Source organism: Priestia endophytica DSM 13796 (assembly GCF_900115845.1).
GTDB classification, from domain to species: Bacteria; Bacillota; Bacilli; order Bacillales; family Bacillaceae_H; genus Bacillus_I; species Bacillus_I endophytica.
Window position 1 is genome coordinate 1 of sequence record NZ_FOXX01000004.1, and the last position, 16,892, is coordinate 16,892.

General features: G+C 35.7%; 16 protein-coding genes. 9 read left to right on the plus strand and 7 right to left on the minus strand.

Translation table 11 applies throughout. The features are described 5' to 3' along the window. The coding region (locus tag BM012_RS08945) for an IS3 family transposase (RefSeq protein WP_139210321.1) at positions 1-260 on the plus strand (260 nt) is incomplete at its 5' end. 128 nt (positions 261-388) lie between these two features. Here BM012_RS08945 and BM012_RS08950 read toward each other — a convergent pair. Then, positions 389-991 carry a TetR/AcrR family transcriptional regulator gene (locus BM012_RS08950; protein ID WP_061804430.1) on the minus strand — a complete coding sequence of 201 codons (603 nt, stop codon included), beginning with the start codon at positions 989-991 and terminating at the stop codon, positions 389-391. Positions 992-1,160: 169 nt separating this feature from the next. Between BM012_RS08950 and BM012_RS08955 the strand changes: the two genes are divergently transcribed. Both BM012_RS08955 and BM012_RS08960 read left to right on the plus strand, forming a co-directional pair. Further along, the gene (locus tag BM012_RS08955; protein WP_061804429.1) at positions 1,161-2,369 is read left to right on the plus strand and encodes a YhgE/Pip domain-containing protein; all 1,209 of its coding nucleotides are present in this window, start codon (positions 1,161-1,163) and stop codon (positions 2,367-2,369) included. 179 nt (positions 2,370-2,548) lie between these two features. Further along, positions 2,549-4,060 (plus strand): FAD-dependent monooxygenase, encoded by a 1,512-nt coding sequence (locus BM012_RS08960; protein ID WP_061804428.1) that lies wholly within the window; start codon positions 2,549-2,551, stop codon positions 4,058-4,060. Between the two features lie 1,137 nt (positions 4,061-5,197). On the opposite strand, the gene BM012_RS08970 is transcribed toward BM012_RS08960, so the two are convergent. Then, positions 5,198-6,025 carry a glycerophosphodiester phosphodiesterase gene (locus tag BM012_RS08970; RefSeq protein ID WP_061804427.1) on the minus strand — a complete coding sequence of 276 codons (828 nt, stop codon included), beginning with the start codon at positions 6,023-6,025 and terminating at the stop codon, positions 5,198-5,200. Between the two features lie 822 nt (positions 6,026-6,847). On the opposite strand from BM012_RS08970, the gene BM012_RS08975 reads away from it, so the two are divergent. Both BM012_RS08975 and BM012_RS08980 read left to right on the plus strand, forming a co-directional pair. Next, a complete protein-coding gene (locus BM012_RS08975) occupies positions 6,848-7,105 on the plus strand; it encodes an HPr family phosphocarrier protein (protein WP_061804426.1) in 258 nt (85 codons plus the stop codon). Positions 7,106-7,286: 181 nt separating this feature from the next. Then, a complete protein-coding gene (locus BM012_RS08980; protein ID WP_061804425.1) occupies positions 7,287-7,775 on the plus strand; it encodes a hypothetical protein in 489 nt (162 codons plus the stop codon). Between the two features lie 238 nt (positions 7,776-8,013). On the opposite strand, the gene BM012_RS08985 is transcribed toward BM012_RS08980, so the two are convergent. From BM012_RS08985 to BM012_RS08995, 3 genes are all read right to left on the minus strand, one after another. Continuing rightward, the gene (locus BM012_RS08985; RefSeq protein ID WP_061804424.1) at positions 8,014-8,721 is read right to left on the minus strand and encodes an SDR family oxidoreductase; all 708 of its coding nucleotides are present in this window, start codon (positions 8,719-8,721) and stop codon (positions 8,014-8,016) included. 143 nt (positions 8,722-8,864) lie between these two features. Continuing rightward, a complete protein-coding gene (locus BM012_RS08990) occupies positions 8,865-10,049 on the minus strand; it encodes an MFS transporter (protein ID WP_061804423.1) in 1,185 nt (394 codons plus the stop codon). Positions 10,050-10,929: 880 nt separating this feature from the next. Beyond that, positions 10,930-11,340, minus strand: a complete 411-nt coding sequence (locus BM012_RS08995) for a MerR family transcriptional regulator (RefSeq protein ID WP_061804422.1) — start codon at positions 11,338-11,340, stop codon at positions 10,930-10,932. Positions 11,341-11,715: 375 nt separating this feature from the next. Here BM012_RS08995 and BM012_RS09000 point away from each other — a divergent pair, with 375 nt between their 5' ends. The 4 genes from BM012_RS09000 (at position 11,716) to BM012_RS09015 (ending at position 14,971) form a co-directional block, all read left to right on the plus strand. Continuing rightward, positions 11,716-12,660 (plus strand): alpha/beta hydrolase, encoded by a 945-nt coding sequence (locus BM012_RS09000; RefSeq protein ID WP_061804421.1) that lies wholly within the window; start codon positions 11,716-11,718, stop codon positions 12,658-12,660. Between the two features lie 216 nt (positions 12,661-12,876). Beyond that, positions 12,877-13,623 (plus strand): SDR family oxidoreductase, encoded by a 747-nt coding sequence (locus tag BM012_RS09005; protein ID WP_061804420.1) that lies wholly within the window; start codon positions 12,877-12,879, stop codon positions 13,621-13,623. 164 nt (positions 13,624-13,787) lie between these two features. After that, a complete protein-coding gene (locus BM012_RS09010; protein WP_061804419.1) occupies positions 13,788-14,447 on the plus strand; it encodes an SDR family oxidoreductase in 660 nt (219 codons plus the stop codon). Between the two features lie 359 nt (positions 14,448-14,806). Then, on the plus strand, positions 14,807-14,971 hold the full coding sequence (locus BM012_RS09015) for a hypothetical protein (protein WP_192800098.1): 165 nt from the start codon (positions 14,807-14,809) through the stop codon (positions 14,969-14,971). A gap of 47 nt (positions 14,972-15,018) precedes the next feature. Here BM012_RS09015 and BM012_RS09020 read toward each other — a convergent pair whose 3' ends face one another. Continuing rightward, on the minus strand, positions 15,019-16,257 hold the full coding sequence (locus BM012_RS09020) for an alanyl-tRNA editing protein (RefSeq protein WP_061804418.1): 1,239 nt from the start codon (positions 16,255-16,257) through the stop codon (positions 15,019-15,021). A 72-nt stretch (positions 16,258-16,329) separates the two neighbouring features. Further along, positions 16,330-16,803, minus strand: coding sequence for an asparaginase domain-containing protein (locus BM012_RS09025; protein WP_061804417.1), 474 nt, complete (start codon positions 16,801-16,803; stop codon positions 16,330-16,332). Positions 16,804-16,892: the final 89 nt, after the last annotated feature.

Consider the following 16,892-nt stretch of genomic DNA (forward strand, 5'->3'; position numbering starts at 1 on the left):
ATGCTTATCAAAAACAAGTCAAAGAAAGAGGCATGACTATGAGTATGTCCCGAAAAGGGACGCCCGCAGACAATGCCTCCATTGAATCGTTTCACTCTTCTCTAAAGACTGAAACCTTCTACCTCGACAACTTAACCTGTACTACGACCGCCATCGTAAAACAGATTGTCGAAGACTACATCACTTATTATAACAATATCCGTATCCAAACGAAACTAAATAACCAGTCTCCGGTCCAATACCGAAAACTGGCTATTTAGATGGTGTTTTGATCCCTGTCTCAAAAACGGGGGGCAGTTCCTAAATTTATTTTATGGTCTTTTTTGTGTTTAAGTATCTACATATTTTTAATAAGAGAGAGTTTAGAGATAAATTACATCTATCAATATTATTTTTTTAGACCAGCTGCAAATAGAGGACCATTATAGGTCATCGTTGATAGGATACGTGCCATTTCTTGAGGAGATTCTTTTCTGCCATATTGGAGCCATTGCTGAACGACCCCTAAATGTGCTGAAGAAATATAGGAAGTTAAATATCTTTCCGGAACGAGTAAAGCTTCCTGTTTAATAAAGGAATTTTGTTCACCATCTTCAAAAAGTGTCTTTCTCATAAATTCTTTTATTTTTATTTGAAAAGATAAATCTCCTTTTGGTCCCAATACAGCTTTCATAAAGTCTGCATTTTGACTAAGATATTCAAATATGGAAATTGCAAAAGAAAAGGCCAATTCGCTATCCAATACACCTTTTGAAAGGGTGGTCTTTGCAATAGTGGCCATCTGATACATGATTTCCTGCTGACATTTATCCATGAGATCATATTTATCCTGATAATGTAAATAAAACGTTCCTCGATTAATCTCGGCTTTTACCGTGATATCTTTCACAGTTATGGCTTCAAATCCTTTTTCTTCTATGAGTTCGGTTAAGGCATTTCGAATGGATGTTTTCGTACGTAGTACTCGTAAATCCGTATTGAGCTCTTTCAATAGATTTCCTCCTAAATTTTATTCAACAGATATAGATCATGTGTTCAATATGCATCATATCTATGATTTCTGTTTATTGAATAACTCTATATCTATACTTATAATCCAAAGTACAAGTAAATCAACACAATGTTCATTATAATTTAAATTAGGAAGAAGGTATATTCACTTGTTAAAAAATAAGCTACTTTTTATATCCCCTTTAGTGGTGCTTTTAGTTATTGCTTTATTTGGTTTAACTCTGATCCCTTCTGTTCAACAGAAACCAAAAAATCTCCCAATTGCTTTAGTCAATGAAGACATTGGTGTTGTAATTCCCCATCAGGGAAAAGTAAATATGGGAAATACTATCACAAACATGCTGAAAAAGAATATAACTTCTACAGATGGTGAAGTCCCCCCCGTTAAGTGGAGTGATGTGGAGAGTAAGGAAGACGTGTTGAAAGGATTAGATAATCAGGAATACTATGGTGCTCTTATTATTCCTAAAAATTTTAGTCAAAAACAATCATCCTTAATGACTTCAAAACCAGAAAAACCTGAAATCAGTATCCTTATCAACCAAGGAATGAACCCTGTTGCAGTTAATGTAACAAGTCAGATGTTAAATACGATGGGGGATAATCTAGAGAATGGAATACAAACACAAGTCCTACAAGGGTTAGCCAAGCAAAATGTTTCTTTGAAAGCCAATCAACTAACTGTACTGACAGATCCTCTACAAGTTAATGTAAAGAATGTGAATGGGGTCGGAACAGCAAGTATGAATGGGAACGCTCCTGTGGCCTTGTTTCAGCCTTTATGGATGTCAAGCATCGCCGGAGCAGTCGTACTTTTCTTTGTTGCCAATTCGCTTACTTTTGTGAATAAAAAGCAAAAGCTATATACCGTGCTTACCCAAGTTCTTGCTGGAACTGTTTTAAGTCTAGTAGCCGGTTTTGGTTTAACATGGATTGCAGACCTATTAGGCATTCGCATCTCAAACTTTATGGATATCTCTTTATTCTTAACCATTACTTACTTTGCATTCTTCTTGCTTATTACAGCTGTTCTATCTTGGCTTGGAATGAAAGGAATTCCAATTTTTGTTCTCATTCTTTTCTTTGGGGCTCCACTACTTTCAATGGCGCCAGAGATGATGTCTACTTTCTATCGAGATTATATTTATTCATGGTTACCTATACGATTTATGGTGGAGGGACTACGAGAATTATTCTTCTTTCATCAGGGCTTTAGCTTTAGTAGTCCAACGTCTATCTTATTATGGATTGCTTTAGGAAGTTTCTTGATGCTCATATTATCTGTTTTGAAAGTACAAGGTTCAGCTTCAGACAAGAGTTCCTATGGGAAGGGAGAAGCAAGAGCTACTAAAGGATAAAGGAAATGGGAATGGTTGTTCGTAATATTTACAGAAAGATTCATGTATGTAATGGTTTGTTTGTCATCTATTCCTATTCTTTTTATAGATGAGATTCTTATAATACTTAAGTAGAACTTTTAAACTTCTTATAGACTACGCGGGATTTGTTATTTAAATATTTTAAGGAGGAGAAAGTGATGAAACCTCAAGTATTAATTGTTGGAGCTGGTCCAACAGGATTAGCGTTAGCCCTCGGGCTTCAGAAACAAGGAATTCCCTTTAGAATTATTGATAAAAACCAAGGACCTGGAGAAGCATCTAGAGCGATGGCTGTTCATGCTAGAACATTAGAATTTTATCGTCAACTTGGTTTTGCAGATGAAATAGTTCAATTAGGAATCCCCGTCCAACAAGTTCAAATTTATAAAGATAATAAACAAAGAGCGAAGATGAACTTGGGCCACATTGGAAAAGGACTGAGTCCTTTTCCATACGTATTGAGTTTTCCACAAGATGAACACGAACGTATTCTAATAAATCAACTGAAAGCAAAAGGGATTTGTATAGAGTGGGATACAAAGCTAATCTCATTTCATCAGGAGGAAGAACGAGTTCGTGTCATCACTACCAAGCAAGGGAGCGAAGAAAAGCATCATTATGCTTATTTATGCGGGTGTGATGGATCTCATAGTTCAGTTCGAAAGGGACTTGGCTTCGATTTTGCAGGTGGAACATACAAGCAGGTTTTTTACGTGGCTGATGTTCTAAGTGAAACACCTATTGATGGTTTACAGATGAAACTCTTCAAAGATGGTTTTGGTCTGATTTTTCCTATTCGGACCACAAATTCTCTGCGCTTAATTGGTCTTGTTCCTCAGGCATTATTAGATAAAAAGTCAGAGATTGATTTTACTGAAATTGTTCCTTATATAGAAGAAAACTTAGGAGTGTATACGAATAAGGTGAACTGGTTCTCCACCTATAAAGTCCACCATCGAGTAAGTGAACACTTTCGAAAAGGACGTGTATTTATTGCGGGAGATGCTGGACACGTACATAGCCCAGCAGGAGGACAGGGAATGAATACCGGGATTGGGGATGCTATAAACCTTTCATGGAAGCTTGCTGCCGTTCTTAAAGAGAAAGCAAAAGAAGAAATTCTAGATTCCTATGAGGATGAGAGAATGGCTTTTGCTAAGAATTTAGTTGCCACAACAGATAGAATGTTTTCCGGAATCGTTGGAAAGGGTTTTTCCACGAAAATGATTCGTGAAGTATTGATTCCTTATGTAGTTCCAAAAATGACAGGCATCTCTTCAATTAGAAAAACGATATTTAAAGCTGTATCGCAGATCCGTATTCATTATCGTAATAGTATGCTCAGTACAGGAATGGCTGGTGCTATTCATGGGGGAGATCGTTTGCCATGGGTACACAGGCAAGGCGGGGACAATTTTAAACCACTGCAAACCTTTGATTGGCAGTTCCATGTGTATGGAGAGGTAAAGGCTGATCTTCGTGAACTTGCTAAAACTGCTACTATTCCCCTTCATGAATTTCCATGGACAGAATCCATGAGGGAAGCTAGGATTAATCCAGGATCTATGTTCCTCGTTAGACCTGATGGTTATGTAGCATTGGCTGATTCCGAACAGGATATTAAAAAGATTAAATCTTATCTTGATGAATTAAAGGTAGTTCAAAATTAATTTAATAGTCCCTTCACATACAATCAGTAAGCTGTATATTTACGTTTAGATAATCTAATTCTAAAAAAGAAAAAGGGAAATATACTTTTATATTTTCACCTATATATTGTCTTGATATCTGATTAACATAAAACATGTTAGAGGTAGTAAAAAAGAGCACAAACTCGTTTAGTGACCACGAGTTTGTGCTCTTTCTTTTCATATAGTTATACCTTTTCGAACGTGAAGATACTTGCTAACTCTAAGGGAAATATTAAGAAAAGCAGTAATTTGTTTTGAGTCTACATAAAGAACAAGGAGCAGAAGGTGGCTGTCCTGGGTGCTTTACTTCAGTAGGAAATAGATGTTGATAAAGTGTATGATTATATTGAATATCCTGATAAAATTCTATCTGAAGTACAATAAGAAGGGAATAGATAGTTTAATATATACCTGTCTATCTTCTTATATTTTAAACTAACTAGAGGCTAAACAAACTATGCAAATATTAACGGAGCAGCTTTGTGAATTACTTTAAAATAGGAGTGTGTAAGGATCCAGAGCTAACTGCATTTGATATTTATTTACTTGGTCATGATGCAACGGCTTTTCATACGATTAAGTTTACTAAGGTAGAAAATCAGACTTATTAAATTAACTGGAAAGGGAAATTAGCACTTACTTATGCAGGTGATTACGAGTTCCGATATGACTTTCATACATTGATTTCTTCCACGTCATTCATTGGAATTACTATTCCTGATGAACTACCTGACCTTAGAGCTTATGAACTTCTGGAACGCTTTGTTAGTAGACCTGCATTATTTGAGTTGAAAAATGATAATGGTAGCAGATGGTTCGTATTAAAATAATGGGGTACTTTTATTTGCAAAAGCTGCTTCCTATAATAAAACTTATGTAAACAAACTTCATATATAATATACAGGCTAAAAAAGAAAAAACTCCTAATGCTTTTATAAAATAGGAGTTTTTCTTTGAAGAAGATAATTGGTCTTTTTATTTATCAAAGAATATGGATTTGTGAGGTGTTTTTAATCAAATTTTATTACAAATCTACATCTAGAAAGTAGTATATATTTGCATCAGAATCGAAAAAACAGCCTTGAAATGCTTTTCTCTAACAATTATATAAAAATATTAGTTTCTTGGATCTACATAATCCGGATAATCCGTAATTATTGCGTCAACTCCCACATCTAATAAAAAATCTGCGGCCTCTTGACTACGTACTGTCCATGATCCAATTTTCATACCAAGGGAGTGAACTTGATTTACTAAATCTTCAGTAACAATTCCGTAGCTTGGGTTAAAGTAATCGGCATAAGTCGAAAATTCTTGTAAGGCTTGTTCGGTTGTGTCTGCACTTGAAGATGTTAAAACGCCAATTGAAACTTTGGGAAGAAGCTCATTCATTTTTTTCATTGATTTATGATTAAATGATTGGACAATTATTTTTTCATTTTGTGGTTTATCAAGATTTCGTTCTTTTAATTCTTTAGCTACATTTTCTTCAATCCCAGGATAAAGCTCTGGAGCTTTTAATTCTATCAATATTCCAATTTTCCCATGGTAACGATCAAGTATCTCATCAAATGTTGGGATTTGTGCCCCTGCAAATTGCTCGCCTTTCCAGCTACCTGCATCTAGGTTTCTTAGTTCTTTAAACGTGAGATTTCCAACCTTTCCGGATCCATCCGTTGTACGATCAACTGTCGTATCATGGATAAGAACTAGTTTGCCATCCTTACTTCTTTGAACATCAATTTCAATATAGTCCGCCTTCATTTCTACTGCTTTATCAAAAGCAGCAATCGTATTTTCAGGTGCGTATGCTGATGCACCGCGATGGGCAACATTATCAACCTTTCTTAAATCCCCTGTTGTTTCTGCTGCAAAAGCCTGACTTAGTGGACTGAATAACAAAGTAAATGCTAATCCGGCAACTGCCAATAATTTTGTGTTCATGTTCTTCATCTCCAATCTAAAGTATGAATACCTCTATTATTTTAGAAAAAGAATGTTATCGAAGTATGTAGTTATATTTACATCCACATAATGATTTTGTAAATAAAAGTAGACATTTTGACTTAATTTTATTTACGAATATTACATTTATTGGAAAAATAAAGACCTCTCTACTATTTCTTACTGAACTGTTGCATCTCTATAGTTAAGTAGAAACCTTTACAGTTTCTGAAGCTTATGGTTCGAAAACCTTATCCCTTATAAGCTAATATAAACAGAAAAAGAAAAAACGACCTTCATGCGAAAGGAGAAAGGTCGTTTTTTCTTCGTAGGCATATTATATATGACGTAGCAACTTGGATGCTTTATAAGTAGCCTTTAGGCTATAGGTAAAAGCCCTTATCCTTCTTGAAATAATAGTCATACCCATACATAACAAAGATCGCCCCGTATTCATTAAGTGTATAAGGCGGTCTTAAGTATATTTATAACCTATGACTATTCATTTTTTCATGACTTGAATTTAAATGAAATTAATAATTTCTAGTTTACATAAAACATGTTCGAGGTAGTAAAAAAGCACAAACTCGTTAATTAGTAATGGATTTGTACTTTTTCTTTATAATATCTTGTAATTTAAGTAAAATTAACAAATTTTTTCACTGTTAATACTTGCCTTAGAGTCCACTCTAACATTTAAAATATCGTTATATCCCTTAAAGAATAAGTATTTAAAGAAATCTTTAACAAAAAGTGAGCTGCATTACCAACTATACAGCTTAGAAAGAGAAAAATAAGTGGACAGGAATAAGGGGAGAAAATATGTTGATGAAGAATCTTATTGTTCAACTACCACGAGGACTTCAAGCGAGACATACAGCTTTATTTGTATGCAAAGTGGTTGCATTTAAAAGTGAAGTCATTCTTTCTAAAGATGGAAAAACCGCAAGTGGCAAAGACATCATGAAGATTATGGATTTAGTCGTCAGAGAAGGGGATGAAATTACATTATTGGTAGATGGGTGTGATAAACAAATGGCAATGGAAACCTTAAAAAAATATCTTTCAAACCTTACATAAATATAATGAGTAAAATCTTAGAAACAATACTGAGATTCGAAGGGATGCTCCAATGATAACAATATGATCACATGTAGCAGATTACTTTGTAAGTTATGTAAAGAGTATGAAGATAAGGATCTTATATGTCTCAGTTTTTTATTATAGAAAAGGGTTTATATAAGATAGGAGGTTTCTTATATTGAAGAAGTATAAGTGGGGATTGATGTTATTAGTATTAGCATTCTTCATAGAATGGTCTTATCATTTTCTGAATTATGAAAGAGAGGTTGCTAAGAACTTCGCAGACAAACTCTTCTCTTATCCACTTCCTCCTAAAACAGAGATCACAGATAAAGGTTTTGATTATGAAGTTTTATATGGAGAAGACCTTTGGGGAAGTAAAGATCAACCCACGGTCGTTGCTTACATGAGGCTATCATCTAAACTTAGTGAAAAAGAATTAATGGACTACTATAAAGAAAACAATGATGTAGAGTCTGGGGTTAGTTCCTTAAAAGGCTTTGAGGTTAAAGTTGAAGAGGAAATAGAGAACCGAGCCACATTCATGAGTGAGAAAGATTGGTACGAAGAATTAAATAAAAGAAATAACGAAGAAAACCCTCTAGAGCTTATTGTCCAGGTGAAAAATAGATCTAACTCTAATTCGATAGAAATGACTTGTTCCTAGAACTAGGTAGAAAAGGTGTCTCCATTATTACTTGATTTTTGGAGTTCTAAGCCTAGTCTTCCTTATAGATAAGTAGGAAATGGTTATAGATTCCTCAGTAAAGCTACAGAAAAGCCGATCATCTTAATTAAAATGATCGGCTTTTTTTCTTTAATTGTTTTGTAAACAATAACAAATTGCAAAAGATCGTTTCATTAAACCTCACTTAAACACCAAATTATTTGCTTCTGCTGTATTGTTACCAATCGATGCGTTTTCCATCCCTGAAAAATTCTCCGTTAGGTCCTTCAGGTCCAATCGTTGCTAACCAAAGGATAGACCTAGCAGCTTGCTTTGGAGTTCTTGGGGCAGATGGTCCACCCATATCTGTACTTACCCATCCTGGATCGACTGCATTTATTTTGATATCACCATTCATTTCTGCAGCTACCAATTGTGTCAATCCATTTAGGGTAAGTTTAGACAACTTATAAGCGCCTACTCCTGGAGATGACATTTCACTCATTGCCCCATATTCTGAGGAAACATTAATAATTCTCCCATAGCCTTGCTGTTCCATGAGGGGAATAAAGGAACGGATCACATGGTAAGCGCCGAAGAAATTTGTTGCCATCGTTTTCTCTAGAACTGAAGGTTCCATGTTCAATAACTTGTCATTTTCATCCAAATACACGCCGGCATTATTAATCAATACATCTAATCTTCCGTATCGATCACTTACTGCAATCGCACCTTGACGGATGCTTTCTTGATTGCCTATATCCAACTCCACAAACGAAACATCAAGATTTGACTCCTTGAGTTTTTGCGCAGCTTCATGACCCATGTCTGGATCCCGACTTGTCAAAATGACTTTAAAATCATTCAACGCCAATTGTTTGACTAGTTCATATCCAATACCTCGATTCCCGCCGGTGACAAGTGCAACTTTACTATCCTTTGACATTTTAAGCCCTCCATTTTTCAGCTATTAAGCTTGTAATCTTTTGCTAGAGTAGATCTCCGCACCCTAGAAATTTAGTAAAAGAAAGACAGGGAACATAAATGAATCATGCATAGGGATCCCTTAAAGAATGTTGAATTTATTCCTTATCTAGAAAGTTGCTTTGTAGGATTATTTGTAGGATTATACATGTAGTTTCTTAACATAATACATGGCAAACCTAAAAGTAGGGATAATAATCCCACTAATACAATGTATTGTATACCCATTTCTGATATAAATAACCCGCCTGCAGCTGTACCAATGGTTGTTCCTACGTTACAGGCTGATATGAATAATCCATTGGCGAAATCAGGAGCTTCGGGAGCTGAAGACGCAATCAAATATTGATTAATATTTGCCATTATCCCTCCAGCTAATATTCCCCAAATTAAAGTTATCATTTCCATAGGTACTGTAAACTGTCCTGTGAAGAATAAAATGATGTAAACAGCCCCCAATACCAAAGGAAAAGCTCCTACAGACTTAATGGGACTATGAGTAAGTAACTTTCCTGTGACAATGTTTCCAATAATACTGGCTCCACCGAAGAGGAATAACGTTAAACTTATGGTATTCGGAGACATATTTGTTACGGTTTTCAGATATTCAGCAAAATAACTATACACCCCAAATACAGCTGAGTTTAATAAAATGACGGTTACGATGGAAAGCCATATCATAGGTTTTTTTAATACGGAAAGTTGTGTACCATAAGAAAGTCTTTCTTCAACAGGCATAGATGGTACAAAAATCAATGTAGCAATGAATACAATAGAATTCACAATAGCAAAGAATGCCATTGCCATTTCATACGAAACCGCACTATCAATAAAACTTGCGATTGGTACGCCGGCTACCATACCAGCAGATACTCCTATAAATATTTTAGAAACAGCTTTTGGAGCTTCTTCTTTACTTACTGAGTCAGCAGCTACTGTAAATGCTAAAGAACAATAAATGGGATGAAAAAAGGCTGGGATGATACGGGCAATCAATGCAATGGTAAAGTTAGTTGTAAATATGGATATAATGTTACCAAAAACGAAAACTCCTAATACAAGTAACATGACCTTTTTACGATTTATTCCTGAAAATAATAACGGCAAAACTGGACCAGATATTGCAATGCCAAGGGCAAAAAGGCTCACCAGCAACCCTGCTTGAGTTACACTGACATTATAGTGATCAGCGAGGGAAGGTAATAACCCAATAACCCCCATTTCGGTATTTATGATGCCGAAAACTCCTATGGTCAATATGAAAATCAACACATTATTTCGTTTAGCCAAAAAAACAACTCCTATCTTTACTTATATCCAATTACGTAGTAGATTTTTCGCGATCTTTTAAAGGGATAGAGAACTAACAATGCAGTTTTTGAGACATACATTTCGGTTTTATAAATAAGAACGATTTAAAATGCCATCAGTTAATAAAATGCTCTCCGAAAACTAAGGAGACATTTTTTATTGTCTTGTAGGACAAATCATTATTTTGTTAATCCATACAGCTATTAGATATTTTGTTTAGTTGAACGAATCATCATTTCGTTTACCGCAACCGTTTCATTACTGGCTACAGTTATACACCAAACTTTATGATCAGACATGTTGATTACCTCCTGTCATTATAATGAGCATCCATTACATGAGTAAGTATAAAAGTTATAGTCAACTCTAACGCAAGAGAAAGTTTTAGAAAAAAGGGAAACTAATCTAACAACTTGACTAATCGTTAACTCTATCTCTATGTTGTAAAGTCTTTTTGAGTTAGTTATAAGGAGGGAATTTAAGGATAAACCTTATGATGACTCCATAGTGGCCATGGTGGGGCTGTATATTATGTTACTAAGTTTGGGGTGGGGATAGGGCAATTATGTAAGGGTGGTGTCAGGAGGAAGGGGAAAATGAACTGCTGATAACGTGTCAGTGAGTGAAATGATGATTCGGCCAACTAAGCAGGAAACATAAAAATCTCCAATAAAAATAGGGGAGAATGAGTAAATTTTCTTTCATTCTCACCTATTTTTTTGAATTAGTAAGCAAAGGTTAAGGATTTTAATTGAAATAAACAAGTATGGTGGTGAGAGAACAGAGATAGAACATGTTCCATACAAATAGAGCCATCTGTCTTTCAAAGCAACAGTTATGAAGGACAGGTGGCCCTCTGTTAATTAAATTTTCCTATTTTATCGTTTTTATGAATATCTTCCGTTCCAGCATCCAATGCAGTCTTATAATACCAGCATTTATGCTCGATGACTTCCATTGTTTTTTTTAGTTCTTCCATCTGAGCCTCTACATTAGCTTTTCTTTCCATAAACATGTCATATCTTTGTTGCAACGTAGAATCCCCATCAGAACACCAATCGATAAAATCTTTAATTTCCTTGATAGGCATCCCAGTGGCTTTCAGGCATTCAATTATTTTTAAGGCGTCGATATCAGATTCTTTAAACAACCGTGTTCCGTTGGGTGTCCGTTCTACAAAAGGCATAAGTCCCTCCTTGTCGTAGTAACGCAAGGTATATGTTGTAAGATTCAATTCTTTTGCCACTTCACTAATAGAGTAGGTCTTCATTATTTATCTCCTCTTTTTAAATATTTACACTTAGAGTTAACTCTAATTTTTGTGAACAATCCTATCACGATATTTGTTAATTGTCAAATTCAACGTATAGGGCAAAGGAGAGATTGGCTCCATTTAACGGAGATATACTTATTTTAAAAAACGAATTATATGGATAGAGGATATCAAACCTGTATCGGCACGAACCGTCAAAAAAAATATAAAATAACCACTTGACTTAGAGTTAACTATAACGATTAACATGGTTTTTCAAGAGAAGAAGTAAGGATAAAAATGAATGAAAGGAAATTTTAATCTCAGTTATTCATTTATATCCGATACAAACATGTTCTCTTAAAAAATATAAATGAAAGGATGTTATTTAATATGCCAAACTATATTTTTAAGTTAAGCGATAAGGTAACAAGGAAATCTGTTTCATACCATAACAGGTTTGGAATCAAAATTGCGGCAGACCTCTACTTGCCAAAAGACTTTGATGAGTCAAAGAAACACGCAGCCGTTATTATAGGGGCACCCTATGGTGGTGTTAAAGAGCAGGGGTCGGGTATTTATGCTCAAAACATGGCAGAGCGTGGTTTTGTGGCTCTTGCATTTGACCCATCGTACAACGGATACAGTGGAGGAGAGCCACGACACCTTTCTTCGCCTGATCTATTCGTAGAAGATTTCAGTGCAGCCGTCGATTATGTAGGTACGCGTCCATTTGTATATAGAAATCAAATTGGTGCCATCGGTATGTGCGGTAGTGGTGGCTTTGCGATCAGTGCAGCGCAGGTTGATAGACGTATCAAGGCCATAGCTACGATCAGCATGTACGATATATCTCGTGCGCAATCCAATGGCTTTAAGGACTCGTTTACCGAAGAAGATCGCAACACCGTACTCGATGCCATTGCCGAGCAACGCTACGCGGAGTTTGAGGGCAACCCTCCAGCGCTGACCGAGCGAGGAGCACCTATTGGATTTGATGATAATACAGACCCTATCGGTCGCGAGTTTGGCGAGTTCTATTCTACGCCTCGTGGGTACCACCCAAACTCCATTACTCAGTTTACCGTGACAAGCAGCATGTCATTTATGAACTTCCCTCTGCTTACGTACATTAAATCAATTTCACCGAGACCAATTTTGTTTATTATGGGGGAACATGCTCACTCACGATACTTTAGTGAAGATGCTTATGAATTGGCGGCAGAACCAAAAGAGTTGTACATCGTTCCAAATGCAGGACACGTTGATTTATACGACAAGACGGATGTGATTCCATTCGACAAGTTGGAAGCATTCTTTACCGAGAATTTGAAGTAACAATCGCTTCAAAGTAAAAATAAGGATTTGCAACTGGAAAAGATCAACGTTAAAAGGTGATAACGTTGAGGATTTATTCCCTAAAAATAGAGATAATAAAACACCATTGTTAGAGAATCCTTAAATCGGACAAAATTTGTACTCAAAACATTTTCATTAAAGCTAGATCTAAGGTTTAAAATAACGACATTAAGTTTGAAAGGATGAAAAAACGAAATGACAATTGAAAACAAAGTGATTGTAATTACAGGAGCAAGTTCAGGTATTGGGGAAGTCACAGCTAAGCTGTTAGCTGAGAAAGGCGCAAAAGTTGTACTTGGTGCAAGACGTGAAGAGCGTTTAGTACAATTAGTTGAAGAAATCAAATCAAATGGTGGTCAAGCGACTTATCGTGTAACAGATGTGACCAATCCAGAGGATAGTCAGCAACTTGTTCAGCTAGCTAAAGACACTTTTGGTGGTGTTGATGCGATTTTCTTGAACGCTGGAATTATGCCTAATTCACCACTTTCAGAATTAAAAACTAACGAGTGGAACAGTATGATTGACATTAACATCAAAGGGGTTTTAAACGGTATTGCAGCAGTATTACCAACGTTTACAGCACAAAAGTCAGGACATATCATTACTACTTCATCAGTAGCTGGACTTAAAAATTACCCGGGTGGTGCGGTTTATGGCGCAACGAAATGGGCTGTGCGTAATTTAATGGAAGTTTTACGTATGGAATCTGCCCAAGAGGGTACCAACATTCGCACGGCAGCGATTTATCCAGCAGCAATCAACACGGAATTGTTGAATACAATAACTGATAAGAATACGGCAGAAGGTATGACTGCGGTGTACGAGCAATATGGTATTACACCTGATCGAGTTGCCAATGTTGTGGCGTTCGCGCTTGATCAACCAGAAGATACTAATATTAACGAATTTACAATTGGACCAACAAATCAACCTTGGTGATATTTAACATTTAACAAAGAGTGAATCCAATTTAATCAATCTTTTTTGAATTTACAATTTATCCTACAAAACAAGCATAAAACTACTAATAAAAAATCCTGTCTCTTAAAGTAAAGAGACGGGATTTATCTACTATTATTAAGTATAGGAAGAGGGATATAATCATGAACGTACTTATCATAGGAGCAAATGGACAAATCGGCCAACGCCTTGTGAGAAAGCTACAAGAATCAAGTCAGCATAACCCCATTGCCGTGATTCGCAAGGAAGAACAATTGGCAAGATTTGAGGAACAAGGAGTCAAAACAGCACTCGTTGATCTGGAAGGAAGCATTGATGATATTGCCAATGTAGCGAAAAATGCGGACGCAGTTGTATTTACAGCTGGTTCAGGCGGTCATACGGGTGCTGATAAAACAATGTTGATTGATTTAGACGGAGCTATTAAGTCAATGAAAGCAGCCAAACAAGCTGGAGTAAAACGTTTCATCATGGTTAGTGGAATTGGGGTTCACAGATGGCATGATAACAATCACTTGGAGTGGATGGACAGCTCACCATACTATAGTGCAGCCAAGTATTATGCAGATGTTTGGTTAGAGAGAAGTGGTCTTGATTATACGATTATCCGTCCAGGAAGTCTCACCAATGATCCTGGGACTGGAAAGGTAAAAGTGGCGGATGACCTTGAACATGAGCAAATTTCTCGTGAAGATGTTGCTTCAGGCATTATTGCCTCACTTGAGGATGACCAAACAATCGGCAAAGCTTTTGATATGATTAATGGAGAAACGCCAATTGTAGAGGCATTAAAAACATTATAAGTTGCTGCTCTATCAAGAAAACAGAATGTTAATACTAAAAAATTTAGCAGTTCACCCTAATATAAATGAATGGAGGTCAGCAAAAAAATTAGTCTGACCTCTGATAAACTTCTACGAATTGTCAAAGAGCAATATTTTAATTGGAGATGACCTTGAATTTAAATTTGAAAGAATGAAAAAACGAAATGCCAATTGAAAACAAAGTGGTTGTAATTACAGGCGCAAGTTCAGGCAAAGGAAGATAGGTATGTTACTTTTGGTGATTAATAAAAGTAACTTCGAAAAATGTTTCATTTCTTGAAATCAAATAATTTTTCAATCAAAAATATAATTTAATGAATAAGGGAGGTACCTTAATTATGAAAAAGATAGTATTGAATAATGGTGTAGAAATGCCAATGCTAGGTTTTGGAGTATTTCAAGTATCCAATAATGAACAATGTGAGCAAGCTGTTTTAGAAGCCCTTAACACGGGTTACCGACTACTTGATACAGCAGTAAACAAAGGAGAAACCTTTAAATGAGGGTTCTCCTTTAATCAACTCCATAAATTAAGATAAGCAAGTCCCTTTTAATCCAATGTAGTATATTCTTCTGATTTTATTTGTTTTGCTATAATGTTAGTAACGTTTCTTATAAATTCCTCTTTTGTTAATGACGCAGTCCCTCCACCTTGAGCTAACGTTTTATTTCCTCCACCTTTTCCATCAATAAGAGAAAGGCTTTCTTGCATAAGGGTTCTCATGTCCATTTTATTTGTTGCTCCTCGCCCACAAACCAATTGGAAGCGATTGTCGTTCTCTGATAAGAGAAAAATAAGGGCTCGTTTTTCTCGATCAGCAATCATTTTTGCTAGTTTTTGAAGTTCTTGGATAGGTCGATCTGAAAACGATTCTATAATCTTTACAGTATCATTTTTAATGACGCTTTTGGCTAATAATTCATTGGCTTCATACTGAAGTATTTTTTCATTAGATTCTAGAAGCTCTTTGTCTAGCTTTTTTACATTTTCAAGTAAACGTTTTACAGATTCACTTAATTCCCCTTCAGGACGATTAAGTAATCCAGTCAGTTCAACTATCACCTTTTGTTTTTGATCGAATTGGGTCATTACCCGATTACCACATACAAAATACAAACGGATTTTTTTTCGTTGTCTTTCCCAATTCAATACTTTAATTGCTCCGACTTCACCTGTAGCATTAGGGTGTGTTCCACCACATCCGTTGTAATCAAATTCATCAATAATGACAAGACGAATATTTTCTTTTACAGATGGGGTTTTACGAATTGGATAATTTACTAAGTCATCATATTCTATCCACTTTGTGACTATTGGTCTGTTTTCAATTATAATGTCGTTTGCAAGCTTCTCTGCTTTGCTTATCATTTCCTCTGTTAATTCTGATATGTTAAGGTCAATGGTAACTATATCTTTTCCAAGATGAAATCCAACTGTACTAATATCATATAACTGCGCAAATGCCGCCGACAAAATATGCTGACCTGTGTGCTGTTGCATGTAATCAAAGCGTCGTTCCCAGTCAATAACCCCAACAACCTTATCATCTGAATCGGGTAAAGTCCTCTCTGTATAATGACGAATTTCTCCATCTAGCTCTTCAACGGTTAAAACTTTGATTCCATTCAATGTCCCTATATCATGTGGCTGGCCACCACCTGTTGGATAAAAGGCTGTTTCTTCTAAGATAATGTAAAAATCACCTTTTTTGTCCTGTAGTTGTTTCAAGATTTTAGTTTCAAAAGTTTTTTGATAGGGATCTTTGTAAAATAGTTTATGATTATTCATGTCATCGCCCCTTATATATAAAGATTTCCAGATAAGTTAAGGATATTTTTAATTAGGTGTTTTGTTCTTCGATTATTGAAGTATTCCTCTACCTTCAATGTTTAATTTGTCTACCACCTCTCCATTAGAGACTAGATAGGCTTTTTCATGTAAATTAACAACCGAACAAATATGATTAGGGATTATTTGAATCTTGTCTCCTATATTCACTTGTTTACTAAAATCTTCATTGTAAATAATAGCATCTGTTCCTGTTACGGTTGGTCTCCTTTGAGAACCTGTCACAACTATAGGTCTTTTATCTGAAATTACTAAGTCTAGAAAATACGCAGTTTCTTCTAACGTATCCGTACCAGGAGTCACTACAATTCCATTAATTTCTTTATCGCTCAGTATTTCTTCTATTTTCTCTTTTAATGTAACAAGGTGTTGAAACGTCATGTGATTACTAGGAAATTGAAAGATAGAAATAACATCTACATCTAGATTTGAAGGTAAATCGCACATTTCTGAAAGTTCTTTATAGGACATCACACCAGCTGTCAATAAGCCTGTATCAGCATTCTTCTTACTAGCAATCGTTCCACCGGTACTAATTAGGCAATTTTCTTATTCATACCCTTTCTCTAAAAGAA